Annotated in this window: 25 protein-coding genes, 1 pseudogene and 1 riboswitch; of the genes and pseudogenes, 12 read left to right on the top strand and 14 right to left on the bottom strand. The window is 63.6% G+C overall.

The window, feature by feature from the left end; all coding sequences use genetic code 11:
- The first annotated feature begins 61 nt into the window (after window positions 1-61).
- On the top strand, window positions 62-259 hold the full coding sequence (locus tag C7G61_RS44935) for a hypothetical protein (RefSeq protein WP_190242027.1): 198 nt from the start codon (window positions 62-64) through the stop codon (window positions 257-259).
- Here the strand turns inward: C7G61_RS44935 and C7G61_RS30390 are convergent.
- The 6 genes from C7G61_RS30390 to C7G61_RS30365 form a co-directional block, all read right to left on the bottom strand.
- Complete coding sequence (locus C7G61_RS30390; protein WP_108520749.1) at window positions 228-2,375, bottom strand: hybrid sensor histidine kinase/response regulator; 2,148 nt, start codon at window positions 2,373-2,375, stop codon at window positions 228-230. The two genes, C7G61_RS44935 and C7G61_RS30390, sit on opposite strands and share 32 nt — an antisense overlap.
- Window positions 2,376-2,650: 275 nt before the next feature.
- Window positions 2,651-3,436, bottom strand: coding sequence for a succinate dehydrogenase iron-sulfur subunit (locus tag C7G61_RS30385; protein ID WP_108520747.1), 786 nt, complete (start codon window positions 3,434-3,436; stop codon window positions 2,651-2,653).
- Between the two features lie 105 nt (window positions 3,437-3,541).
- Window positions 3,542-5,413 (bottom strand): succinate dehydrogenase flavoprotein subunit, encoded by a 1,872-nt coding sequence (gene sdhA, locus C7G61_RS30380; protein ID WP_244608535.1) that lies wholly within the window; start codon window positions 5,411-5,413, stop codon window positions 3,542-3,544.
- Window positions 5,414-5,416: 3 nt separating this feature from the next.
- Window positions 5,417-5,809, bottom strand: coding sequence for a succinate dehydrogenase, hydrophobic membrane anchor protein (gene sdhD / locus C7G61_RS30375; protein ID WP_108520745.1), 393 nt, complete (start codon window positions 5,807-5,809; stop codon window positions 5,417-5,419).
- The gene (sdhC, locus tag C7G61_RS30370) at window positions 5,806-6,204 is read right to left on the bottom strand and encodes a succinate dehydrogenase, cytochrome b556 subunit (protein ID WP_108520743.1); all 399 of its coding nucleotides are present in this window, start codon (window positions 6,202-6,204) and stop codon (window positions 5,806-5,808) included. The genes sdhD and sdhC overlap by 4 nt, the downstream gene beginning before the upstream one ends.
- 212 nt (window positions 6,205-6,416) lie before the next feature.
- The gene (locus C7G61_RS30365; protein WP_108520741.1) at window positions 6,417-6,767 is read right to left on the bottom strand and encodes a LysR substrate-binding domain-containing protein; all 351 of its coding nucleotides are present in this window, start codon (window positions 6,765-6,767) and stop codon (window positions 6,417-6,419) included.
- Window positions 6,768-6,812: 45 nt separating this feature from the next.
- Between C7G61_RS30365 and C7G61_RS30360 the strand changes: the two are divergent.
- Window positions 6,813-7,016: pseudogene (locus tag C7G61_RS30360) on the top strand (sulfite exporter TauE/SafE family protein); the annotation flags it as partial.
- 177 nt (window positions 7,017-7,193) lie between these two features.
- Here C7G61_RS30360 and C7G61_RS30355 read toward each other — a convergent pair.
- The gene (locus C7G61_RS30355) at window positions 7,194-8,720 is read right to left on the bottom strand and encodes a malonate--CoA ligase (RefSeq protein ID WP_108520739.1); all 1,527 of its coding nucleotides are present in this window, start codon (window positions 8,718-8,720) and stop codon (window positions 7,194-7,196) included.
- A gap of 89 nt (window positions 8,721-8,809) precedes the next feature.
- Here C7G61_RS30355 and C7G61_RS30350 point away from each other — a divergent pair, with 89 nt between their 5' ends.
- Window positions 8,810-9,571: an SDR family oxidoreductase gene (locus tag C7G61_RS30350; protein ID WP_108520737.1), complete on the top strand. Its 762-nt coding sequence runs from the start codon at window positions 8,810-8,812 to the stop codon at window positions 9,569-9,571.
- Between the two features lie 195 nt (window positions 9,572-9,766).
- Here the strand turns inward: C7G61_RS30350 and C7G61_RS30345 are convergent, their stop codons facing one another.
- The gene (locus C7G61_RS30345; protein ID WP_108520735.1) at window positions 9,767-10,690 is read right to left on the bottom strand and encodes an aminotransferase class IV; all 924 of its coding nucleotides are present in this window, start codon (window positions 10,688-10,690) and stop codon (window positions 9,767-9,769) included.
- Between the two features lie 182 nt (window positions 10,691-10,872).
- Window positions 10,873-10,953: riboswitch (ZMP/ZTP riboswitch) on the top strand.
- Between the two features lie 35 nt (window positions 10,954-10,988).
- On the opposite strand from C7G61_RS30345, the gene folB reads away from it, so the two are divergent.
- The 4 genes from folB to C7G61_RS30325 all read left to right on the top strand — a co-directional run bounded on the left by folB (window position 10,989) and on the right by C7G61_RS30325 (window position 13,849).
- Window positions 10,989-11,408, top strand: coding sequence for a dihydroneopterin aldolase (folB, locus tag C7G61_RS30340; protein ID WP_108520733.1), 420 nt, complete (start codon window positions 10,989-10,991; stop codon window positions 11,406-11,408).
- A 276-nt stretch (window positions 11,409-11,684) separates the two neighbouring features.
- Window positions 11,685-12,239 (top strand): fasciclin domain-containing protein, encoded by a 555-nt coding sequence (locus tag C7G61_RS30335; RefSeq protein ID WP_108520731.1) that lies wholly within the window; start codon window positions 11,685-11,687, stop codon window positions 12,237-12,239.
- Window positions 12,240-12,416: 177 nt separating this feature from the next.
- On the top strand, window positions 12,417-13,046 hold the full coding sequence (locus tag C7G61_RS30330; RefSeq protein WP_108520729.1) for a cytochrome b/b6 domain-containing protein: 630 nt from the start codon (window positions 12,417-12,419) through the stop codon (window positions 13,044-13,046).
- Window positions 13,047-13,063: 17 nt separating this feature from the next.
- Entirely contained in the window at window positions 13,064-13,849 is a 786-nt protein-coding gene (locus C7G61_RS30325; protein WP_108520727.1) for a molybdopterin-dependent oxidoreductase, read from the top strand.
- A 156-nt stretch (window positions 13,850-14,005) separates the two neighbouring features.
- On the opposite strand, the gene C7G61_RS30320 is transcribed toward C7G61_RS30325, so the two are convergent.
- Entirely contained in the window at window positions 14,006-15,199 is a 1,194-nt protein-coding gene (locus tag C7G61_RS30320; protein WP_190242026.1) for a YbfB/YjiJ family MFS transporter, read from the bottom strand.
- Between the two features lie 92 nt (window positions 15,200-15,291).
- Entirely contained in the window at window positions 15,292-16,155 is an 864-nt protein-coding gene (locus tag C7G61_RS30315) for a DMT family transporter (RefSeq protein WP_108520725.1), read from the bottom strand.
- Between the two features lie 256 nt (window positions 16,156-16,411).
- Here C7G61_RS30315 and leuB point away from each other — a divergent pair, with 256 nt between their 5' ends.
- Together leuB and C7G61_RS30305 are read left to right on the top strand one after the other, a co-directional pair.
- Window positions 16,412-17,524: a 3-isopropylmalate dehydrogenase gene (gene leuB / locus C7G61_RS30310; RefSeq protein ID WP_108520835.1), complete on the top strand. Its 1,113-nt coding sequence runs from the start codon at window positions 16,412-16,414 to the stop codon at window positions 17,522-17,524.
- A 101-nt stretch (window positions 17,525-17,625) separates the two neighbouring features.
- Window positions 17,626-18,264: a DapH/DapD/GlmU-related protein gene (locus C7G61_RS30305; RefSeq protein ID WP_108520723.1), complete on the top strand. Its 639-nt coding sequence runs from the start codon at window positions 17,626-17,628 to the stop codon at window positions 18,262-18,264.
- A gap of 55 nt (window positions 18,265-18,319) precedes the next feature.
- Here the strand turns inward: C7G61_RS30305 and C7G61_RS30300 are convergent, their stop codons facing one another.
- Together C7G61_RS30300 and C7G61_RS30295 are read right to left on the bottom strand one after the other, a co-directional pair.
- A complete protein-coding gene (locus tag C7G61_RS30300) occupies window positions 18,320-18,709 on the bottom strand; it encodes a hypothetical protein (RefSeq protein WP_108520721.1) in 390 nt (129 codons plus the stop codon).
- A 218-nt stretch (window positions 18,710-18,927) separates the two neighbouring features.
- Window positions 18,928-19,731: a hypothetical protein gene (locus C7G61_RS30295; protein ID WP_108520719.1), complete on the bottom strand. Its 804-nt coding sequence runs from the start codon at window positions 19,729-19,731 to the stop codon at window positions 18,928-18,930.
- Window positions 19,732-19,848: 117 nt separating this feature from the next.
- Here C7G61_RS30295 and C7G61_RS30290 point away from each other — a divergent pair, with 117 nt between their 5' ends.
- Window positions 19,849-20,883 (top strand): aspartate-semialdehyde dehydrogenase, encoded by a 1,035-nt coding sequence (locus C7G61_RS30290; protein WP_108520717.1) that lies wholly within the window; start codon window positions 19,849-19,851, stop codon window positions 20,881-20,883.
- A 29-nt stretch (window positions 20,884-20,912) separates the two neighbouring features.
- Window positions 20,913-21,467 (top strand): TIGR00645 family protein, encoded by a 555-nt coding sequence (locus C7G61_RS30285; RefSeq protein WP_108520715.1) that lies wholly within the window; start codon window positions 20,913-20,915, stop codon window positions 21,465-21,467.
- 141 nt (window positions 21,468-21,608) lie between these two features.
- On the opposite strand, the gene C7G61_RS30280 is transcribed toward C7G61_RS30285, so the two are convergent.
- Window positions 21,609-22,253, bottom strand: a complete 645-nt coding sequence (locus C7G61_RS30280) for a carbonic anhydrase (RefSeq protein WP_108520713.1) — start codon at window positions 22,251-22,253, stop codon at window positions 21,609-21,611.
- 117 nt (window positions 22,254-22,370) lie between these two features.
- Between C7G61_RS30280 and C7G61_RS30275 the strand changes: the two genes are divergently transcribed.
- Window positions 22,371-23,249 carry an HpcH/HpaI aldolase/citrate lyase family protein gene (locus C7G61_RS30275; protein WP_108520711.1) on the top strand — a complete coding sequence of 293 codons (879 nt, stop codon included), beginning with the start codon at window positions 22,371-22,373 and terminating at the stop codon, window positions 23,247-23,249.
- Window positions 23,250-23,408: 159 nt separating this feature from the next.
- On the opposite strand, the gene C7G61_RS30270 is transcribed toward C7G61_RS30275, so the two are convergent.
- The gene (locus tag C7G61_RS30270; protein ID WP_108520708.1) at window positions 23,409-24,197 is read right to left on the bottom strand and encodes a glycosyltransferase family 32 protein; all 789 of its coding nucleotides are present in this window, start codon (window positions 24,195-24,197) and stop codon (window positions 23,409-23,411) included.
- Between the last annotated feature and the right edge of the window lie 24 nt (window positions 24,198-24,221).

Here is a 24,221-nt window from a genome sequence, read left to right as displayed (position 1 = left end):
AAGGTTCCCTGCCGGTTTCCGAGGCCCTATACGGCAAGCACCAGAAACCCGCGCGCGGAAAATGCACGACCACCTCGCCGGCGATGGGGTGCCTTCGAATCGCGATGTGCTGGGACGAGAGCGCGACGATTTCACCGCGCACACCGATCTTGCCGTAGTCGTCCGGCATGACCTGAACCTGATCGCCCGGCTTGCGGCCGTTCGGATCATGGGGATCGGCCACCGCATCAGAATGACGCGGCTGTCGACGCCTGTTTGAATTTCCGGCGGCCGACCCGGTGCAGCACGCGCGAGAGCTGCTCGACGGAATAGGGCTTTTGCAGCAACTCGAAACCGTGGCTGCCATGTTCCGACAGCACGTGACTGTAACCGCTGGTCAGCACGACCGGCAGGTCGGCGTGCCGGCGGCGGATTTCCTGGGCGAGTTCGAGGCCGGTCATGCCCGGCATGACCACGTCGGTGAACACCACATCGAAACGATCGGCGTCGACGGCCAGCTCTTCGAGCGCATGCGCGGCGCTGCCGACCAGGCGGGTGGTGTAGCCGAGATCGGCCAGTGCGTCGGTGGCGAATTGCCCGACCTCGGAATTGTCTTCGACCACCAGCACCGACATCCCGCTCCCGGCGATCGCCGAGGCATCCGCCGCCGGCGTCTGTCGCGATTTCCCGCTGCCGGCGGTGCGCGGCAGGTACAGCGTGAAAATACTGCCCTTGCCGACTTCGCTGGCGACGGCCACTTCGCCGCCGGATTGCCTGGCGAAGCCGAACACCTGCGACAGGCCGAGTCCGGTGCCATGGCCGGCCTGCTTGGTCGTAAAGAAGGGTTCGAAGATACGTTCGAACTGATCCGGCGGGATGCCGCTGCCGGTGTCGGCGACGGATATCGCAACATAGCCATAGGGATTTTGCGACAGGGGCGCGGCGTTGGGCAGACTGGCCGCCATGCCCACCGCAATCGTCAGCCGTCCGCGGCCCTCCATGGCATCCCGCGCGTTCACGGCCATGTTGATGATGGCGGTTTCGAACTGGCCGGCGTCGGCGTTGACCAGGCACGGTTCTTCCGGGCCAAGGATGACGATCTCGATGCGCGAACCGATCAGGGTGCCGATCATTTCGGCCAGTGTCTGCACGCTTCGCCCGACCTCGAACACCTCCGGCTTCAATGTCTGCCGCCGCGCGAAAGCCAGCAACTGCCCGGTCAGCTTGGCGGCGCGGGTCACGGTATCGGAGATCGCATCGATATAGCGCAACCGGCGCGGCTCCGGCAGGTCGGGCCGCCGCAACAGGTCCACCGAAGCGCGGATTACCGTGAGCAGATTGTTGAAGTCATGCGCGACGCCGCCGGTGAGCTGGCCCAGCGCCTCCAGCCGCTGGCCGTGCTTGAGCGCTTCTTCGGCCACCTGCCGCTTCTCGGCCTCGAAATAGAGATGGCGCGTCCGGCGCAAGGCCAGCCCCAACAGGGCAAACAGCAGCGCGGTGGCCGGCGCGCCGAAGATCAGATGCTGGCTCATGGTGGACAGCCAGCGCGCGCGGATCGCCGAGGTCTCTAGACCGGCGCCGACATAGACCGGGTATTCGGCGAGCCGCCGGTAGCCCAGGCGGCGTTCGATGCCGTCGGTCGGCGATGTCACCGTGATGAGGCCGGCCGTTGGACTGGCGGCGATTGTTTTCCCGATCGGGCCCTTGGGGTCGAGACGGATGTCGCGGTCGCCGGTGGGGAAACGCGCCAGCACGGTGCCGTCCGTCCGGCCGAGCACGAAGTAGCTGCCGGGCTCGCGGCCGATCCGGGCGTAGTAATTCTCGAAGTACTCCGGGAACACGGAAGCCTGCAGCACGCCGGCGAAGCCGCCATCCTCGCTCGGCCGTCGTCGGCTGACGCCGAAGAACGCAGCGCCCTGATAGGGCGGCCGCGGCTTCAGCGCTTCACCGATATAGGTTCCGATATCGCCGGCGGCTGCGTGGGCCCTGAAATAATCCCGGTCGGAAAAATCGATCCCGGGTGCCGGCATCACCAGGCTGTTGACGAGGGCGTGGCCCTTGGCGTCGAAAATCCAGGCCGATTTCACCTGCGGCAGCGAAGCGACCAGTTGTTTCAGCCGCAGATGCAGCAATTGCTCGCGCGCAACGATCTCGGCGTCGGGAACGTCGCGGATGATCTCGGCCATCTCCGACAGGCTGCGGTCGATGGTCTCGAACACTTTCAGCGCATGCTCGTGCGCGACATCCAGCGCGCGCTCGATTTCACGGTCGGCGGTTTCGCGGATCGAGACCCAGGAGACGGCGGATGCAAATACAAACAGGGCCAACGGGAGGGCCAGCGAAGCGACCATCATCCATTGCAGCAGTCTCAGCGAATTACGTTGCTCGATCCGCACGGGCGCTCCGGCTCCGTGCCGAGCTTAACGCAATCTTTCGTTGAGAACAAAGTTGGACGGCGAAGGGAACTTCCGTCCCGGGGCGGATCGATCATAATCGATTCAAATATCGCCGTTCCCGGTCCGATAGCTCTTCGTGGCCCGGATGGAGCCAACGGGTCGCGCGAATGCGCGCCCGATGACGGGCTCCGCGTAATCCGGGATTCTCGCGGCCGGGCAAAACCTGTTCCGGATTGCGCTTCGCTCCATCCGGGCTACGGGACAGCGCCAGCCGCCTAGATCTGGCGCTCGACCATCTTCAGCTTGAGCTCGGCGATGGCTTGCGACGGGTTCAGGCCCTTCGGGCAGGCCTTGGCGCAGTTCATGATGGTGTGGCAGCGGTAGAGCCGGAACGGGTCTTCGAGATTGTCGAGCCGTTCGCCGGTGGCCTCATCGCGGGAGTCCGTCACCCAGCGATTCGCCTGCAACAGCGCCGCCGGCCCCAGGAAGCGGTCGCTGTTCCACCAATAGCTCGGGCAGGAGGTCGAGCAGCAGGCGCACAGGATGCACTCGTAGAGGCCGTCGAGCTTTTCGCGGTCCTCGTGGCTCTGCTTCCATTCCTTCTGCGGCGTCGGCGTGGTCGTTTTCAGCCACGGTTCGATCGAGGCATATTGCGCGTAGAAATTGGTGAGGTCGGGGACCAGGTCCTTCACGACCGGCTGGTGCGGCAGGGGGTTGACCTTGACGGCGCCGCCCGCGGCCACGTCGTGCATCGACTTGGTGCAGGCCAGCGTGTTCTGGCCGTCGATATTCATGGCGCAGGAGCCGCAGACGCCTTCGCGGCAGGAGCGGCGGAAGGTCAGCGTCGGATCGATATGGTTCTTGATCCAGATCAGGCCGTCCAGCACCATCGGCCCGCAGTCGTTGATGTCGACGTGATAGGTGTCGACGCTCGGGTTCTTGCCGTCGTCAGGATTCCAGCGATAGACCCTGAACTCGCGCGTCTCGGTCGCGCCCGCCGGCATCGGCCAGGTCTTGCCGCCGGTGATCCTCGAGTTCTTGGGAAGTGCGAATTCAGCCATATGTCCTGCCTCTGCCGTTCTTCTCGTCATTGTCGGGCTTGACCCGGTAATCCATCCTCTTTTGAAGCTGGATGCGCGGAGCAAGTCCGCACATGACAAGTGTGTTCAATACACGCGCGCCTTCGGCGGGATGTACTGAACGTCGTTCGTCATCGTGTAGTCGTGCACCGGGCGATAATCGACCGTGGTGTTGCCGCCATTGTCGATCCACGCCAGCGTGTGCTTCATCCAGTTCTTGTCGTCGCGGTCGGGGAAATCCTCGCGCGCGTGTGCGCCGCGGCTCTCGGTGCGGTTCGCCGCCGAATCCATCGTGACGACGGCCTGCACGATCAGATTGTCGAATTCGAGCGTCTCGATCAGGTCGGAGTTCCAGATCAGCGAGCGGTCGGAGGTGGCGACGTCACCGATGCCACCATGCACCTTGTGGATCAGGTTATGGCCTTCCTGCAACACCTCTCCGGTGCGGAACACCGCGCAATTGTTCTGCATCACATGCTGCATGCCCTCGCGCAGCTTCGCGGTCGGCGTGCCGCCGGAGGCGTAGCGGTAATGATCCAGCCGTCCGAGCGCCAGGTCGGCGGAATCCTTCGGCAGGTCCGGCTGCTTGCCGTTCGGCGTCAGCTTTTCCGCAAGCCGTAGCGCGGCGGCGCGGCCGAACACGACGAGGTCGATCAGCGAGTTGGAGCCGAGCCGGTTGGCGCCATGCACGGAGACGCAGGCCGCTTCGCCGAGCGCCATCAGGCCGGGCACCACGGAATTTTCGTCGCCATTCTTCTTGGTCAGTACTTCGCCGTGATAATTGGTCGGGATACCGCCCATATTATAGTGCGCGGTCGGCACGATCGGGATCGGCTCGCGGGTGACGTCGACATTGGCGAAGATTTTTGCCGATTCGGAAATGCCCGGCAGCCGTTCATTCAGCACCTTGGGATCGAGGTGATCGAGGTGCAGGTAGATGTGGTCCTTCTTCTTGCCGACGCCGCGGCCCTCGCGGATCTCGATCGTCATCGAGCGCGAGACGACGTCGCGGGAGGCGAGGTCCTTGGCGGAGGGCGCGTAACGCTCCATGAAGCGTTCGCCCTCGGAATTGACGAGATAGCCGCCTTCGCCGCGGGCGCCCTCGGTGACGAGGCAGCCCGAGCCGTAGATGCCGGTCGGGTGAAACTGGACGAATTCCATGTCCTGCATTGGGAGACCTGCGCGCAACACCATGCCGCCGCCGTCGCCGGTGCAGGTATGCGCCGAAGTGCAGGAAGCGTAGGCGCGGCCGTAGCCGCCGGTCGCCAGGATCGTGGTTTGCGCCCGGAAGCGATGCAGTGTGCCGTCGTCGAGCTTGAGCGCGATGACGCCGCGGCAGACGCCCTGGTCGTCCATGATCAGGTCGATGGCGAAGAACTCGATGTAGAATTCGGCCGAATGGCGCAGCGCCTGACCGTACATCGTGTGCAGCATGGCGTGGCCGGTGCGGTCGGCCGCGGCGCAGGTGCGCTGCGCCTGGCCCTTGCCGTAGTCCATGGTCATGCCGCCGAACGGGCGCTGATAGATCTTGCCGTCCTCGGTGCGCGAGAACGGCACGCCCCAATGCTCGAGCTCGTAGACGGCTTCCGGCGCGTTACGCACCATGTATTCGATCGCGTCCTGGTCGCCGAGCCAGTCCGACCCCTTGACGGTGTCGTACATGTGCCAGCGCCAGTCGTCCGGATGCATGTTGCCGAGCGAAGCCGAAATGCCGCCTTGCGCTGCAACCGTATGCGAGCGGGTCGGAAACACTTTGGTGATGCAGGCGGTGCGCAGGCCCGCTTCCGAGCAGCCGACTACGGCGCGCAGGCCGGCACCGCCGGCGCCGACCACCACGACGTCGTAGGTGTGGTCCTCGATCGGATAGGATTTACCGTTGGTGGCGGGACTACTTCCGATTCCGCCACTGCCGTTGGTGGCCTTGCCGTTGCCTTGAGCAGCCGTCCTTTGAGCAGCCATGGGTTACACTCCCGATGACAATTTAAGGATCGCGTAGATCGAGGCCAAGGCCACCGCGAAACAAAAGAAATTATTCGCCATCACGCTGGCGAGTTTGATCTTCTCGTTATGCACATAGTCCTCGATCACGATCTGCATGCCGATGCGCATGTGCCAGGTGCTGGCGATGATGAAGAGCACCAGGATGATCGCGATCGGGATCGAGCTGAGGATTTGCGTGGCGCCGGCGTGATTGCTCCTGATCAGCATCAGGATGACCACGATGACGGGCACGATCAACAGCGCCATCGCCACCGCCGTGAGACGCTGGCGCCAGAAATCGGTGGTGCCGGAATGCGAGGAACCGAGATTGCGGACGCGGCCGAGCGGCGTGCGCATCGAAGAGGGGCCGCTCATCGTCCGACTCCGGCCGTGTAGGCGATGATCCAGACCAGGACGGTCAGCGAAATTCCCGCGATCAGCGCGCCCCAGGTCAGTGCCTCGCGCTCATTGGCCTTGAACCCATAGCCGAGGTCCCAGAAGAAGTAGCGGATACCGCTGCACAGATGATGCAGCAGCGCCCACGTGTAGCCGAACAGGATCAGCTTGCCGATGATGCTGCCGGCGAAGGCCTGAACGTTGGCGTAGGCCCCGGGGCCGGACGCTGCGGCAATCAGCCACCAGGCGAGCAGCAGCGTGCCGAAATAGAGCGCGATTCCCGTGGCGCGGTGGACGATGGAAAGCGCCATTGTCAGGGTGACGCGATAGGTCTGGAGATGCGGCGATAGCGGTCGTTCGATCCTGGCGGTCATTCGGCGGCTTCATGTTGTGTGGAACCGCGGCCGGTCCATGGGGATGCGCGGTAGATGAATTCTATTTACGTAGTCGCACCAGTCCGCGCAACGATCAAATCGCCTGAAATGGAACTGGCGTTCATTACTAGGAGGCTATGAAACGCGATTAATCAGCGGCTTGGTATACCACGGGCATCTGGCACGGTTTAAGAATTGAATTATGATTCTGTTTATCGATCAGCGCGGCCTGCGCACTCTGGCGGATCGACGCCGCGCCAGTGCTCGACGACGTAGTCGGCGAAGGCCCAGATCGTCAGCGAAGCCGGCCGCGACGGCTGAAACATCAGGTGCAACGGCACTGGCGCCGGCGGGTAATCGGCGGGCAGCCGCACCAGGGCAGCCGCACCAGGGCGGCCGGCGGCCAGATCGGCCTCGACCTGCCACGACGGCACCCGCACGACGCCGGCGCCTTCCCTCGCAGCAGTGGCGAGCGCCTCGAGGCTATTCATCCAGAGCCGACCCGATATGCGGATTTTGCGGCCTGCTTTGAAGCAGCTAAGTCTCGCGGGGCAGCCGGCCATGCAGATGCGCGGCCGGCTGGTTCTGAACGTGGGATGCTCGCAGACATGGTGGCCGGCCTCGATCCCAAAGAGCTCATCGAACTCGCCTTGCTGCTGACCGCGGTCGGGGCGCTGTCGGGATTTCTGGCCGGCGTGTTTGGCATCGGCGGCGGCGCCATCCTGGTGCCGGTGTTCTACGAATGCTTCCGGCTGGCCGGCGTGCCGCTGGAGGTGCGGATGCCGCTCGGGGTGCGCGCCGCGCATGCGATGTCCAAGCGCGCGCTGGAGATGGCGTTCGGCGCGTACATGTTCATCGTCGGCGGAAGGTTCGTGATCAGCCTGTTGTAGACGCGTAGCCCGAACGGAGCGAAGCGAAATCCGGGAACGGCCTTTCCGCCTGCGAGAACCCCGGATTGCGCTTCGCTCCATCCGGGCCACGGCACCGGCCTACTTCGCGTAAATCTTCGCGTACGTATCCCGCAAAATATTCTTCTGCACCTTGCCCATTGCATTGCGAGGCAGTTCGTCGACGACGAACACGCGCTTCGGCATCTTGAATTTGGCGAGCCTTCCATCGAGCGCCTTCAGCACGCCCGCTTCGGTGACATCGGCGCCCTTGTTGCAGACCACGACCGCGGTAACGCCTTCGCCGAAGTCGGCATGCGGCACGCCGATCACGGCGGATTCGATCACGCCCGGCATGGCGTCGATCTCGCTCTCGATTTCCTTGGGGTAAACGTTGAAGCCGCCGGAGATCACGAGATCCTTGCCGCGGCCGAGGATGTGTACGTAGCCCTTGGGATCGATCTTGCCGAGGTCGCCGGTGATGAAGAAGCCGTCGTCGCGGAATTCGGATTTGGTCTTTTCCGGCATCCGCCAATAGCCCTTGAACACGTTCGGGCCCTTGACCTCGATCATGCCGATCTCGTCGCGCGCAATCTCCTTGCCGGTCTCGGGATCGGTGACGCGGACGGAAACGCCGGGCAGGGGATGGCCGACGGCGCCGGGTACGCGCTCGCCGTCATACGGGTTCGACGTGTTCATGTTGGTTTCGGTCATGCCGTAGCGTTCGAGCACGGCGTGGCCGGTGCGCGCGGACCATTCGCGGTGGGTATCGGCGAGCAGCGGCGCGGAGCCGGAAATGAACAACCGCATGTGCTTGGTCGAATCCTTCGACAGCGCCGGGCTTTGCAGAAGCCGCGTGTAGAAGGTCGGCACACCCATCAGCACGGTGGCGCGCGCCATCATCTTGATGATCATTTCGGGATCGAACTTCGGCAGGAAGATCATCGAGGCGCGGGCGAACAGGGTGACGTTGCTCGCCACGAACAGGCCGTGGGTGTGGTAGATCGGCAGCGCGTGGATCAGCACGTCCTTGTCGGTGAAGCGCCAGTAGTCGACCAGGCTGTAGGAGTTCGACGCCAGATTGTCGTGCGTCAGCATCGCGCCCTTGGAACGGCCTGTCGTGCCCGAGGTGTAGAGGATCGCCGCAAGGTCGTCATTGGCGCGCGCGACGGTCGTAAACGCAGCTTCCGCTTTGGCGGCAGCATCCGTGAGCGATCCCGTGCCGTCGGGCCCGAGCGTTTCGACTTTTGCCTTCACCTTCGCCGCGATCGCGCCGATGCCTTCCGCCTTCGAGGGGTCGCACACGACCAGCGACGGTTCGGCGTCGGAGATGAAGTAGTCGAGTTCGTTGAGCGTATAGGCGGTGTTAAGCGGCAGGTAGACCGCGCCCGCACGCACGGTCGCAAGATACAGCACCAGCGCCGGCACTGATTTCTCGGTCTGGGCTGCGACGCGGTCACCGGGCTTGACGCCGCGCGCAACCAGAACATTCGCCATTTGCCCGGCGCGGGCGATCAGATCGCCATAGCTGATATGCGTGCCATCGAGCATTTCGATCGCAAGCCGGTTCGGATCGTCGAGCGTGTCGAACAGGCGGGAAAACAGGTTGGCGTTGGCGGTCGTGTTCATGCATCATTCCCTGAGAGGGCGCTGGCCTGCGGAATTTCGCCGGCTGGAATAGCAAGAACGCCCTTCATAAAGCAACGGAGACAGTTTGCATGACAAATAGCGGGAAACGCGTGGCCTGGGTGACGGGCGGTGGCAGCGGAATCGGCGCGTCAGGGGCGGAATTCCTGGCGGCGGATGGCTGGATCGTGGTGGTTTCGGGACGGCGGAAAGACGCCCTCGACAAGGTCGTGGCCGATATCACCAAAATGGGCGGCAAGGCCGAGGCGATCGCGCTCGATGTCAGCAACAAGGCCGACGTGGACAAGGCGGCGGAACAGATTCTCGCCAATCACGGCCGGATCGATCTCTTGGTCAACAGCGCCGGCATCAACGTGCCGAAGCGAAGCTGGGCCGACATGGAAGTGGACGGCTGGGACAAGGTCGTCGATATCAACCTGAACGGCGTGCTCTACTGCATGCGCGCGGTGCTGCCGGCGATGCGGAAGCAGCAGGACGGTTGCATCATCAACGTCGCGTCCTGGGCCGGCCGTCACGTCTCGAAAATGCCGGGTCCGGCCTACACCACCACAAAACATGCGGTGCTGGCGCTGACCCATTCCTTCAACATGGATGAATGCGTCAATGGCCTGCGCGCCTGCTGCCTGTCGCCCGGCGAGGTCGCGACCCCGATTCTCAAATCGCGCCCCGTCGTGCCGTCGGAGGAGGAGCAGGCGAAAATGCTGCAGCCGGAAGATTGCGGCCGCACCATCGCCTTCGTCGCCAGCATGCCGCCGCGCGTGTGCATGAACGAGATCCTGATCAGCCCGACGCATAATCGCGGCTTCATCCAGACGCCGCATAATCGGGATTAGGACGAACTCTCTCCATCGTCGTCCCTGCGAACGCAGGGACCCATAGCCACCGGCCTTAGTTTGGCGATAGGCATCAGCCACAGGGCCTTATTGAGGGATCACGCGGTATGGGTCCCTGCGTGCGCAGGGACGACGAGAGAGATGGGTCGTCGCGGCACGGCTCGGGCTCTCAAAAGTTTCACAAATCACGATAATTCATTCGCCGGCATCGGCCTCCAGGGGGCGGACCGGCGTCCGGTGCCAGCCCTCCTCGTGCTTGCGCCAGTAGGTATCCTTGAGCAGCATTGAGATCGGCCCGGGCCGATCGTTGCCGAGGATGCGCGCGCCGATGCGCGACGCGGGCATGACACCGCCGGCCGTCGTCGCCAGGAAGACCTCGTCCGCGTGGTCGAGCGCCGATCGGGGAATCGGTTCAACCGCAGCCTCGATGCCGAGTTCGGCACAGAGCTCCAGCACCGATCGGCGCGTGATGCCGTGCAGGCTGCCGCGATCGGGCGTCGTCACCCTTCCGTCCTTCACGACGAAGACGTTGAAGCCCGGCCCTTCGGTCAGGAAACCCTGTGTGTCGCAAAGCACTGCTGTGTCGAAATTGGCGTCGTGCGCCTCCAGCAGGCCGGAGGTCAAATCGTTCCACTGATAGTTCTTGACCGTGGGATCGACCGAGGCGTCGGGCACGCGCGGCGTCGAGGCGATGAAGACATGGGCTCCGCGCGCCTGCACGTCCTTGGGAACGACATCGATCCAGGGCAGCGCATAGGCGATCAGGTGGTTTTCGCAATCGGCCGGCCGGCGCGATCCCGCAACGCGCGGCCGTCCGCGCGAGGCCACCATCGCGACATAGGCGTCCGAAAGCCCGGTCAGTGCCACGCAGCGATGCAGGATCGCTTCGATCGCGGCGCGGTCTTCCGGCGGCCGGATCCGGCGCTGCGCCATCGAGCGCTCGAAACGATCGAGATGGTCGACCAGCCGGAAGAAGCCGCCCTTGAACACATGCACGACGTCGTAGACGACATCGGACCGCGTAAAACCCCAATCCGTGACGGGCAGCGTCGCCTCTGCGATCGGAACGAAGCGCCCCCTGACATAGCCGGCGCCCTCGGCGAAGATCGAGTCCTTCATGCGTCATCTCCCAAGCGTCACACAGGTATCGCGAGGGCTCCAGCCATCCCAAGCCGTTGCGAACCGCCACAGTAATGCCAGTTATTGGTAACCGTACAATTCCACATTCATTGCAGCGCTCCGAAGCCAGCTCGGAAATGTCAGGCTCACCCTTGAGCCGCGTCGATTGTGCCTCTATACAAGCAATCTCGCGCGACTGGCGATCGCAGATGGAGCACCATCGGGAAGCGCGAGGAATTGAGCCGCGCGCCTGGGCAATCGGATAATCCGATCCACCTTCTCATGAAGGAGCGGCCCAATGTTGACGACCATCCAGATCGCCGGATTGCAGACCTTCGGATACCATGGCTTGTTCGAGGAAGAACGCAGCCTCGGCCAGAAATTCACCTTCGACATCGACGCGACGTTGAATCCGGCTCCGACGCACCGGGACGACAGATTGGATGCATCGATCCGCTACGATGCCGTGGTGGACGCTGCGGTGAGCCTCGCCGGCGCGATGAAATATCAAACGCTGGAAGCGCTTGGGGAGGCCGTTGCGATCGGCCTGCTGCGACGCTTCGCATTGATCGACACCATCACCGTTGGCGTGTCCAAGTTCAGCCCCCCAATCCCGCATACGCTCCGCAAGGTCGGAATCGCGGTGCGCCTGGCTCGATCCGATTTGGTGAATTCGCCGACGGCGGAGGCGCTGGAAGCAACTGCGCTGGTCTCGTAGCCCGGGTGGAGCGAAGCGTAACCCGGGACAGCTCCATCGTCGGAGACGACCCCGGATTGCGCTCCGCTCCATCCGGGCTACGGCCCCGAGCCCCGCACGGCCCGCCCCCGCAAAAGTTTCAGCCATCACGATAATTTATTCGCCGAAACCGGCCGAAAAACCTCCCGTAGCTCGGCCCAACGACGACGAAATCAACCCGGTCAATCGGCCTGGCGTCGTTGTTTTCAGTACCGGCGGATGCCCCGCCGGCCATCGCAATCCTCGGGAGAAGATTCCATGTCCAAACGTATTGCACTTCTGTCCGCCGCCGTGTTCAGCGCACTGGCTTTCACCGCCACCATCACCGCGCCCGCCAGCGCGGAAGAAAAGACCGTGATGGTCGGCGGCGCGGCGATGTTCCCCTCCAAGAATATCGTCCAGAACGCCGTCAACTCGAAGGATCACACCACGCTGGTTGCCGCGGTGAAGGCCGCCGGCCTGGTCGAAACGCTGGAAAGCAAGGGCCCGTTCACGGTGTTCGCGCCGACCAACACCGCCTTCGGCAAGCTGCCGGCCGGCACCGTCGAGACGCTGGTGAAGCCTGAGAACAAGGCGACCCTGACCAAGATCCTCACCTACCATGTCGTGCCCGGCAAGCTCGCCGCGTCCGACCTGAAGGACGGCATGAAGCTCAAGACCGCTGAAGGCGAGCAACTCTCGGTCAAGCTCCAGGACGGCAAGGTCTGGATCATCGACGCCAAGGGTGGAACCTCGATGGTCACGATCTCGAACGTCAATCAGTCGAACGGCGTGATCCATGTGGTCGACACCGTGCTGATGCCGGCGTCCTGAGCTCCCGCGCGCCCTGACTGGTCCCAACAGGGCGTGTGGATTGGCGAGCCGGGGCAACCCGGCTCGCTTTTTTGTGAACCCGATACGCGCCGTGCATCGATCTGATAGCGTCATGGCAGTAACGGAAAGCCGGTTCCCGGCGTATAATTGATAGCGAATTGCAAGCGGGGAAGAGCCATGTCGGCCGTCACAGTCAGCGACGAACAAGCTACCTCAACCAAGGCGAAGGTCATCCAGCCCGCCTGGGTCCGGGCCCTGCACTGGACCAACGCCTTCGCCATGGTTTTGATGATCATGTCGGGATGGCAGATCTATAACGCCTCGCCGCTGTTCGGCTTTACATTCCCCCGTTCGATCACGCTGGGCGGCTGGCTCGCGGGCGCGCTACTTTGGCATTTCGCCGCGATGTGGCTGTTGATGGTCAACGGCCTGATTTATCTGGTGCTGGGTTTTGTCACAGGCCGCTTCCGCAAGAAGCTGCTGCCGATCACGCCGGAGGGCGTGATTTCAGATACGAAAGCTGCGCTGACCGGCAAGCTGTCGCACGACGACCTCACCAGATACAACTACGTGCAGAAGCTGCTCTACGCCGGCATTATCGTCGTCGGCATCCTCATCGTGCTGTCAGGTCTGGCGCTCTGGAAGCCTGTGCAACTGCAATACCTGGCGGCGTTGTTCGGCGGCTACGAGGGCGCCCGTTATGTCCATTTCTTCTGCATGGCGGCGATTGTCGCCTTCATGGTGGTCCACGTCGCGCTCGCGCTTCTGGTGCCGAAGAGCCTGCGCGCCATGATCATCGGCCGCTAATTTAGGGGAGAACAACTATGGGCCGCATGCGCAAGCTTCTGATCCCCGGCGTCGACAAGACGCTTCTGATCAGAGACGCCGTCAAGACCATGCCGGATCTGACGCGCCGGCGCTTCATCTCCGGCGGCGCCAGCCTCGGCGCGCTGACGCTGCTGACCGGCTGCGACGTCACGGACAGTTTCTCGGCCGAGGAGATGCTGAAGCAGGTCTCGAAATTCAATGACGGCGTGCAGGCGTTGATCTTCAACCCCAACGCCATGGCGCCGACCTTCCCGGAAAGCGCCATCACAAAACCGTTCCCGTTCAATGCCTATTACGACCTCGACGAGGCGCCTGAAGTCGACGGCAAGACCTGGAAGCTCGAGGTGCGTGGCCTCGTCGAGAACAAGAAGTCCTGGACGCTGGACGAGCTCTATCAACTGCCGCAGGTCAAGCAGGTGACGCGCCATATCTGCGTCGAGGGCTGGAGCGCGATCGGAAGCTGGACCGGCACGCCGCTGCGCGATTTCCTGAAAGTGATCGGCGCGGATACGCGCGCCAAATATGTCTGGTTCCAGTGCGCCGACAAGGACGGCTACAACTCGCCGCTCGATATGGCGACCGCGCTGCATGCGCAGACCCAGATGACGTTCAAGTTCGGCGACGAGATCCTGCCGCGCGCCTACGGTTTTCCGATGAAGATCAGGGTGCCGACCAAGCTCGGCTTCAAGAATCCGAAATACGTGATGTCGATGGAAGTCACCAACGACTACAAGGGCGGCTTCTGGGAAGACCAGGGGTATAATTCGTTCAGCGGGAGTTAATCAGAGCGAACTGCCTCGTCGTCCCTGCGAACGCAGGGACCCATAACCACAGGATTCCGTGGTTATGCGAAGCTGTTGCTCCAGCCTTCTCCAAAATTCAGATCACGCGGTATGGGTCCCTGCGTTCGCAGGGACGACGCGCGGATAGAGAACGCATCATGTCGAAATTTTCCGCCCCACCTTCCTTTGAAACGCCGACAGCACCGCGCCCAGCGCCAGCATCGCCGCGGATACATTCAGCGCAAACGACAGGCTGCCGACCGCGTCCGTGATCGCGCCGACCACGATCGGTCCGAGCGTCTGGCCGATGCCGAATGAAATCGTCAGGGCTGCAATCGCCACAGGCCAGGCCTGCGGCGGATAGTTGAAGCGCACAAAAGCGGTGGTGGAGCCGACCACCGCGAAGAAGGCGACGCCGAACACCAGCGCCGAGATCGCGAGCAGCCATACCGAGTGCCCGAAGATCGGCAGCGCCGCGCCGACGGCGTTGGTGCCGAGGATGATGGTGGTGGCGAGTCCGCCGCGGTCGAGCGCCAGCACGCGCCGCCACACCCATGGGGTCACAAATGCGCTGAAGCCGATCAGGCTCCAGAATGCGCTCTGCGCCAGCGCGCCGCCGCCGGCGTCGCGGACATAGGCGATCATGAAGGTCATGTAGGCGATGTAGCCGGCGCCGAACAGGAAGTAGCCGATCAGATAGACCAGCACCGGCCGGATGGAAAATCTGGCCGGCGCCGCGCTGTCGATCGCAGCACCGCTGCCGAGCGGCGCCAGCAACAGCGGCAGGATCAGGACGGCGCAGAGCAGCGTCATGGCCCACCACACGATCCACCACGATCCGGGCCCAAAGCCCTGCAGCACGAATGGTGCGATCAGCCCCGATGAGATAATGCCGAGCCCCGGCCCGGCATAATACAGGCTGAGCAGGAAGTTGGCGCGTTCGGGGCGCGTTTGCGCGATCGTGGCGGCCAGCGCCGCGCCGCCGACGAACCCGCCCGCGGCGCCGACACCCGCCAGTAATCGCGCAAAGCTCAGCACGAAAAAATTGCCGGAGACGGCGCATAGCGCCAGCGAGGCGATGGCGGCAAGCGTTCCCCAGCGGACGGTTTGCGGCAGCCCGAAGCGCCGAATCATTCGTGAGGCAAGCAACGCGCCCGCCAGGTAACCGACGGCGTTGATCGTGTTCATGAAGCCGGCCGCGGAATAGGACCAACCGAGCGCATCGCGCATGTCGGGCAGCACCAGCGCGTAGGCGAAGCGGCCGATTCCGAGACCGATCGTTGGCGCAAGCGATAGAATGAGGATCAGCCACGCAGGGTGCGCGTAGATGTGTTGGTCGGGGGCTTTCACAAAATTCTCCGGCAGCGGCCATTCTGGCAGGCAAAGCGGCCGTTGCACAGCGCCACGGGGAGCAACGGTGTCTTGCCAATCCGGCAACGGGATCAGCCAATCAGCACCAGGGCTACACCGAGCACCGTCAGTGCAGATCCCGCCACGATCCGCGCGGTGATCTCGATGTGCTTGAGCAGCATCGCGCTGAGCGCCACCGTGACCAGCGGATAGATCGCAGCGAGCGGCGCCACCAGTGTGATCGGACCGTTGCGGACCGCGGCGAACAGCGTCAGCGCGCTGAGGCCGTTGCTGATCCCCGTCATCGCAAACCAAAAGAGACCCTCGCGCGGCGCCTGCACGACAAAGCTGCCCTTGCGGACGCGCTGCACCGTCAGTACCACCAGCGAGGACATGACGTAGCCGATCAGGCAGGCCCAGAGCGGACTTGGCCAGACAGCAAGCCCGAGCTTGACGATCGGCGGCACCACGCCGCGGATCAGCGCGCTGCACAGCGGCAACAGCAGCGCCCAGCTTCGCCAATGGCCGAGGTCGCGCGGGCGGGTCGCGGTGATGATCGCAGCGCCAGCGACCGCCACGACGAGGCCGAGGAGTTGCGGCGGATGCAGCGGCTCGTGCAGCAGGATCACCGCCGTTGCCACCGCAAACAGCGGCGCGAGGTTGCCGAGGGTGGAGGTGATCACGGGCCCGAGCGACCGGTTCGAAGCAAAGGTCAGCAGCGTCAGCGAAGCCGGGAAGAACAGACCGATGGCGATGAAAATGGGCAGGCCGCGCCAGACCACCGGCTCGTCCTGGAGGATCAGCGGCGACAGCAGCAGGAACAGCACCGTGAAGGAGGGTACGCTGATCGCCGCGCCCGACAGTGGCTCGACGGTCCGCAAGCCGAGCTGTGCCAGGACGACCCCGGCGCCCAGGAAGAAGGCCGAAGCGAAGGCGTAAATGATGGCTGATGTCATGAGGTCCGTCTGGGTGCCTTCTTGAGGGGGCGCGGGTTGCTCGTTCCCTGCCTTTTTGGCCTGCCTGCGATGCCTTGCCAATCCGCTTCCGGCGTTTTAGCACTCCGCCCGGAATTCACATTTTCCGTCATGCCCGGCCTTGTGCCGGGCATCCACGTCTTACTGCCAACGCAAACGGGACGTGGATGGCCGGGACATTTGGGCGAAGACGCGCTTCGCGCTTTTGCCCGGCATTGACGAACTGGAGGTAAACGACATGGCGACCCATAAACTGCTGCTTCTCCCCGGCGACGGCATCGGCCCCGAAGTGATGGCCGAGGTGCAGCGCCTGATCGACTGGCTGAACAAGCAGGGCATCGCGTCATTCGAGACCGAGCAGGGTCTGGTCGGCGGCTCGGCCTATGACGCACATAAGGTGTCGATCTCGGAAGGTGACATGGCCAAGGCTGTGGCTGCGGACGCCATCATCTTCGGCGCCGTCGGCGGGCCGAAGTGGGACAGCGTGCCCTATGAGGTGCGGCCCGAGGCGGGTCTCCTGCGGCTGCGCAAGGATCTCGGCCTGTTCGCCAATCTGCGCCCCGCGGTGTGCTATCCGGCGCTGGCGGATGCCTCCAGCCTGAAGCGCGAGGCGGTCGAAGGCCTCGACATCATGATCGTGCGCGAACTCACCGGTGGCGTCTATTTCGGCGAGCCGAAGACGATCACTGATCTGGGCAACGGCCAGAAGCGCGCCATCGATACCCAGGTCTACGACACCTATGAGATCGAGCGCATCGGCCGCGTCGCCTTCGATCTGGCGCGCAAGCGCCGCAACAAGGTGACCTCGATGGAAAAGCGCAACGTCATGAAGTCGGGCGTGCTCTGGAACGAGGTCATGACGGCCGTGCATGGGCGCGAATACAAGGACGTGACGCTGGAACATCAGCTCGCCGATTCCGGCGGCATGATGCTGGTGAAGGCGCCGAAACAGTTCGACGTCATCGTGACCGACAATCTGTTCGGCGACATGCTGTCCGACATCGCGGCGATGCTGACCGGTTCGCTCGGCATGCTGCCCTCGGCCTCGCTCGGCGAAGTCGACGCCAAGACCAAAAAGCGCCGCTCGCTGTTCGAGCCGGTGCACGGCTCGGCGCCCGATATCGCAGGCCAAGGCCTCGCCAATCCGATCGCGATGATCTCCTCGTTCGGCATGACGCTGCGCTATTCCTTCGACATGGGCGCGCTGGCCGACAAGGTCGATGCGGCGATCGCAGCCGTGCTCGCCAGCGGACTGCGTACCGCTGATATCAAGTCTGAGGGCACGACGGCTGCCTCAACCACGCAGATGGGCGAGGCGATTTTGAAGGAATTGCAGAAGCTGCACAGCTAGAGTCGTAGCCCGGATGAAGCGAAGCGCAATCCGGGAATCCAGCCACTTGCGAGACAGACCCCGGATTGCGCTCCGCTCCATCCGGGCTACGGAGCCGTCTGATGGACAATTCGCATCGCCCCAAGCTCGCGGAAACAATCGTCCATGAAACGGTGCGGCTGCGTGAGGCGCAGATCGGCCGGCGTTGCGAAGTCCTGTGCAACACCCGCATCGAATATTCCTCGCTCGGCGACTATTCCTATCTCGGGGAGAATTGCGAGGTCGCCGACGCCGTGATCGGGAAGTTCACGGCGATCGCCAATTCGGTCCGGATCGGCGCACCGAACCATCCGATGGGCCGGCCATCGCAGCATCGCTTCACCTATTGCCCGGAATATTACGAGCCGACGGCCAGCCGCGACCGCGACTTCTTTGCGGAGCGCCGCAGCGACCGGGTGATCGTCGGCAACGATTGCTGGATCGGCCATGCCGCCATCCTGCTGCCGGGCGTGACGGTCGGCGACGGTGCGGTGATTGCCGCGGGCGCCGTCGTCAGCCGCAGCGTGCCGCCCTATACGATTGTCGGCGGCGTTCCCGCGCGCCCGATCCGTCAGCGCTTTCCGGATGCGGTTGCCGAAAGCCTGCGCCGCATCGCCTGGTGGGACTGGCCGGATGAGATCATCTTCGAGCGCCTGAGCGATTTTCGCTCCGAGGCGATCGATCAGTTTTGTGAGCGCTACGATCCGTCGTTCGCTCGCTGAAGGTCACAAAAATGCCCGGTCTCGACCGGGCATTTTTTCATCTGGCGAATGCAGCTTAATACGGCGGCAGCGGGACGGTCAGCGGATAGCCACCCATATCCGACGGCGGGTTGAGTGGCTGGCGGTCGATCGGCCGGTTGAGGTTTTCGCGCGCGAACGTCGGATATCCAAAATCCGACGGGAAGGCGTAGTCCAGGAACTTGCGGTCGCCGGGCAGCACCTCGGTGCCGGCATCGAGCCATGAGCGCGTGGTGACGAAGACGCGGGTGCGCGGGCCCTGCTGGTAGGAACGGTTGGGACCGTTCGCCCCGTAATAGGGGCGGCCATCCCGGTCGTATCGCTGCTGCTTGGACTGGGCGCTGGCGGAAGTGGAGCCGAGCGCGACGAGGGCAGCCGCGGCAAGCAACATCGCGAGCTTGCTCGCAGCGGGGAATTTTCGGGTCATTGCATCCTCGTCATTGTCCGCCCTTACAGGTTGGCGGATCGTCAGATCTGATTACAGACATTGTAGCCACGGCGAGACCATCGTCGCTAGGTCAATTGCGCCACACCGCGCCGGAATAATGCGGCGCGAAGCGAAAAAGTTTCATGAAAACCAGTGTCTTGGCTGCTTGTTGCCACAATTGTGAGGGGCCGCGGAAAGCAGACCCCGCCAACGCCGGATTACAGGGCGCCGCGCAAATGCGGGTTATCGGTGCCCGTCACCCAATCCGCTGACAAGACCGGCGCGCCCGACGTCGCGCAATCGCTGCGCCGGACTTCGGCGTGGGCGAACAATTCCGTCAGTTTTGTATCGTTTCCGGCCGTCAGCAGGATCAGCCGGTTCAGCATGCAGCCGATCGCGGTGCGGCGGGCCGGCAAATCCTCGCCCAGGCATGACCAGCCGGAGAGACGGAATTTCGGCTCATCGACATGCCTGAAAAACCGGAGGCAGGCGCGGGCGGCCTCGGTGCCGCCGACCCGGCGAAACAGAGTCACGGCGCCGAACTTGCTGTCGACGATTCCGGCCGCCTCCAACTCGCGCGGGCCAGCCGGATCCATCCTTGCGGCAAGGTAGCCGGCCGCCGAGCCGACCTGATCGATTTCTTCACCCGGACGATAGATTTCGAGCTCGGCGACCGGCGTGCCGCCGATGCCGCTCCAGCGGAACACGTCCTTGCGACCGCCCTCGGGATGCCGAAAAACTTCGTAAGTCTCTGTCTTGCTGGGGAAAATAAGATGGCTTACCGCGAACGCAGGCGCTGTGCGTCCGGCCTGGCTCCAGGTTTTCGGCGACGTCTCCATCGCGGTCACCTCGGGCAAATGGTGCCATAGCGCGATACCGCAAATGGCCATCAGCGCCAGGGTCATCAGATAGGCGCAGAGCCGTGCCAGCGTACCGCAGACCTCGTCAACGAAGCTTGCCAGCGCCGGGTGAATTCTCGTCGTATAATGGGAATTGGCCGTTCTGGCCGGAACCGAATTCATCAAACGCCCAAACACAGCCGTCAAACGTTGTCATATCGGCGTTTCTCGCATAGAAGCGCTGCCTTCTCCCTTTCCGCTTGACGCGGCGGGGCGGCATTTTTCCTCGGAGAGTGAACGATGGGTTACAAAGTCGCTGTCGTCGGTGCGACCGGCAATGTCGGGCGCGAAATGCTCAATATTCTCGACGAGCGCAAATTCCCCGCCGACGAGGTCGTGGTGCTGGCCTCGCGCCGCAGCGTCGGCGTCGAGGTGTCCTATGGTGACCGCACCCTGAAGGTCAAAGCGCTCGAGCACTATGATTTTTCCGACGTCGACATCTGCCTGATGTCGGCCGGCGGTTCGGTGTCGAAGGAATGGTCGCCGAAGATCGGCGCCGCCGGTGCGGTGGTGATCGACAACTCGTCGGCCTTTCGGATGGATCCGGACGTGCCGCTGATCGTTCCGGAAGTGAACGCGGATGCGACCGCGGGCTTTGCCAAGAAGAACATCATCGCCAACCCGAACTGCTCGACCGCGCAGCTCGTGGTCGCGCTGAAGCCGCTGCACGACAAGGCCACCATCAAGCGCGTCGTGGTCTCGACCTATCAATCGGTCTCGGGCGCCGGCAAGGACGCGATGGACGAGCTGTTTTCGCAGACCAAGGCCGTCTACACCAACAGCGAACTCATCAACAAGAAGTTCCCCAAGCGCATCGCCTTCAACGTCATCCCGCACATCGACGTCTTCATGGAGGACGGCTACACCAAGGAAGAGTGGAAGATGATGATGGAGACCAAGAAGATTCTTGATCCCAAAATCAGGCTGACCGCCACCTGCGTGCGCGTGCCGGTGTTTGTCGGCCATTCCGAGGCCGTCAACATCGAGTTCGAGAATCCGATCACGGCCGATGAAGCCCGCAACATCCTGCGCAACGCGCCGGGTTGCCTGGTGATCGACAAGCAGGAGCCCGGCGGCTACGTCACGCCGTATGAGGCCGCCGGCGAAGACGCCACCTATATCAGCCGCATCCGCGAGGACGCCACGGTGGAAAACGGCCTGGTGCTGTGGTGCGTCTCCGACAATCTGCGCAAGGGCGCGGCGCTGAACGCCGTGCAGATCGCCGAATGCCTGATCAACCGCAAGCTGATCACCGCGAAGAAGAAGGCGGCGTGAGTTAAGCGCGTCGAGGAGCCGGGATTGCCATGACGGAAGAGCCGGCTCCCTATCGCCCCAATCCGCAGCTCAAGCGCGCCGAGCGCGGCTTCGAGAGCCTGCTCTTCAACAGCCGCTGGCTGATGGCGCCGTTTTATTTCGGCCTCGTCGTCAGCCTCGCGGTGCTGTTGTTCAAATTCTGCGCGGTGCTGTGGGAGTTCATCGTCCACGCGCCGGGCTCCAAGGAATCCGATATCATCCTCGGCGCGCTGGCGCTGATCGATCTCTCGCTAACGGGCAATCTGATCCTGATCGTGGTGTTCTCGGGCTACGAGAATTTCGTCTCCAAGATCGATCCGGGCAGCCATCCGGACTGGCCGGAATGGATGACCAAGGTCAGTTTCGGCGGGCTCAAGCAAAAATTGATGGCCTCGATCGTCGCGATCTCGGCGATCCAGGTGCTGAAGGCCTTCATGAACATCGACGCCGCCTTCGATCCGACAAAGCTCGCCTGGCTGGTCGGCGTCCATCTGGCGTTCGTGGTGTCGGCCTTCATGCTGGCGATATCCGACCGATGGGGCGGCGGCGACCACGGCGGCGAATAGTGATTCGTTGGGTGGGCAAAGCCACCGGGTCGCGCGCCCGCGCGCCCGATGACAGGCTCCGCGTGCCCACCATTCAGCATTGCGATCGAGGACAGGTGATGGACACGGTGCGTTGCGCCTTTGCCCACCCTGCGCGACCGCCTATGCCGCTTCGCTCACGCTGCGGAATTCCTTCGCTTCCGGGTCGAGCACGAACAGCGAGCCTTCGGCGACGCCAAAATAGGCGCCGTGCAATTGCATCTCGCCGCGCTCGACGCGGCTGCGCACGAACGGAAACGTCATCAGGTTTTCGAGTGAGCGGAACACCGCGGCCTTCTCGATCCGCGTGGTGAAATCCTGCCTTGTCTCGTGCTCGCGCTGGCCGACCTTTTCGCCCGGCTTGATGAACATCGCCATCCAGCGGCCGATGAAATCGCCCGGCGACAGCGGGTCGATATCGTCGATGAAGGCGCGGATGCCGCCGCACTGCGCATGGCCGAGCACCACGATGTGTTTGATACGCAGCACCTGTACCGCATATTCCAGCGCAGCCGACACGCCGTGGGCGCCGCCGTCCGGCTGGAAGACCGGCACCAGATTGGCGACGTTGCGCACCACGAAGAGTTCGCCGGGGCCGGCGTCGAAAATCACTTCCGGCGAGACGCGCGAATCGCAGCAGCCGATCACCATCACGGCGGGCGACTGGCCGCGCTCGGAAAGTTCCCGGTAGCGCGTCTGTTCGGTCGGCAGCCGCTGCGAGCTAAAGGCCCGGTAGCCGTCGAGCAGGTGTTGCGGGAATGGAGCCATGGTGTCCTGTCTGTACCCGCGCATGGCTAACCATAAGCCGATGACGGGAACAAGGCTTTCGGACCCCGGTTTGAAATGTTAGGGCGTGGGGCTCGAAGCCTCCAGAGGAACCAGCCCATGATCCGTCCGCGCCGCAGCCTGTTGTTCATGCCGGGGTCGAACGCGCGGGCGCTGGAAAAGGCGCGCAGCCTGCCGGCCGACGGCATCATTCTCGACCTCGAGGATTCGGTGGCGCCGGACGCCAAGGCGATGGCCCGCGACCAGATCGCAAAAGCCATTGCGGCCGGCGGGTTCGGCAAGCGCGAGGTGCTGATCCGCGTCAACAGCCTCGATACGTCGTGGTGGGTCGACGACGTCACCATGGCCGGCAAGGCCCGGCCCGACGGCATCCTGGTTCCGAAGGTTTCCACCGTGGCCGATCTCAACGCCATCGCCAACCGCCTGAGTGACATCAACGCCGATATGTCGATCCGGGTCTGGGCCATGCTCGAAACCGCGCGCGGGGTGCTGGACGCCGACAAGCTCGCGGCGGCATCGAAGGATTCCGAGACCCGGCTTGCGGGCTTCGTGTTCGGGCCCAATGATATCTCGCGGGAGACGCGGATCCGCATGCAGCCCGGCCGTGCGGCGATGATCCCGATGATCACGCACTGCATCCTGGCGACGCGCGCGCACGGGCTCGAAATTCTCGACGGGCCCTACAGCGACATCAGCAATATCGACGGCTTTGCGACCGAATGCGCGCAGGGTCGCGATCTCGGCTTCGACGGCAAGACGCTGATCCATCCGAGCCACATCGAGGCCTGCAACGCCATCTTCACGCCGCCGGCGGAAGAGGTGGCCGAAGCGCGCAAGATCATCGCGGCCTTCGAGAAGCCGGAAAACGCCTCACGGGGCGCCATCCAGCTCGACGGGCGGATGGTAGAGCGGCTGCACGCCGACATGGCGAAGCGGACGATCGCGATTGCGGACGCGATCGCAGCGATGGGGCATTAGATCTTCTTCCCTTCTCCCCTTGTGGGAGAAGGTGGCGCGAAGCGCCGGATGAGGGGTCTCTATCTGCGGAGACAAACCCCTCATCCGTCTCGCTGCCGCTGCGCGTCAGCGATCCACCTTCTCCCACAAGGGGAGAAGGGAAGACGGAGCTCGCCGCCGCTACTTACCGAACTTCTCCGCCGCCCACGCATAAAGGCTGCCCGGGATGGGCTTTTCACCACCGCGGCCCTTTGGCGAGATGTGCAATCCGATGATCTCTGGATGGCTGAGCAGGCCTGAAAAATCCGCCGGCTCGAAGAACAGTTTCGGCTCGGCATGCACAGCGTAGAAGGATTGCTTCGGCAGCGCATGCTGCAATTCACCCGAGCGGCGCGCGAGCGCGGTCAGCGCCGCCGGGCCGTAGATCGCGACGCGGATGTCGGAGAGGCGGCTCGATCGGTGCCGTAACTGTCGCAGCATGAAGGTGAGGCGATGACGCAGCGCCAGCCAGTCCGGCGTCAGATCCTCCTGCTCCATCAGATCCGCGAATGCCAGCACGATTGGGTCATTCGCGGGCAGGTACAAAACCGAGTTTCCGAGCTGGCGTCGGCGCTCCCACGCAAAATAAGGCTTTGCCGGATCGATCTCGACGGGTTTGAGCAACAGCACGTCGGCGTCGAGCCACAATCCGGCGCGCTCGGCCATCAGCCGCATCCGGAAGAAATCGCTGAACTGCAAAATGGTCCAGTCGCGCCAGCTTCCGTCCGGCTGCGGCGGGCGCAGCCGCTCGGAAAAGGAATGCGGCAGGATCGCCTCGGCCTCGGCATTGCCGACGCCGTCGGGCAGGCCCGGCAAGGGATCGAAACTGTAGACCGTGACCTTGTGGCCGGCGGCGACCTGTGACCGCAGGCAGGTCAGCCGCAGCCCGTCGAGCCGGCCGTGCCAGAAAGTGACGACATCAGGCCGCATCCGCGTCGCCTCCGCTTAACGAAA

Origin of the sequence: Bradyrhizobium algeriense (assembly GCF_003062295.1) — a bacterium.
Lineage (GTDB): Bacteria > Pseudomonadota > Alphaproteobacteria > Rhizobiales > Xanthobacteraceae > Bradyrhizobium > Bradyrhizobium algeriense.
Note: the sequence above shows the minus strand (reverse complement) of the source record. Positions and strands in the feature narration are given on the sequence as shown.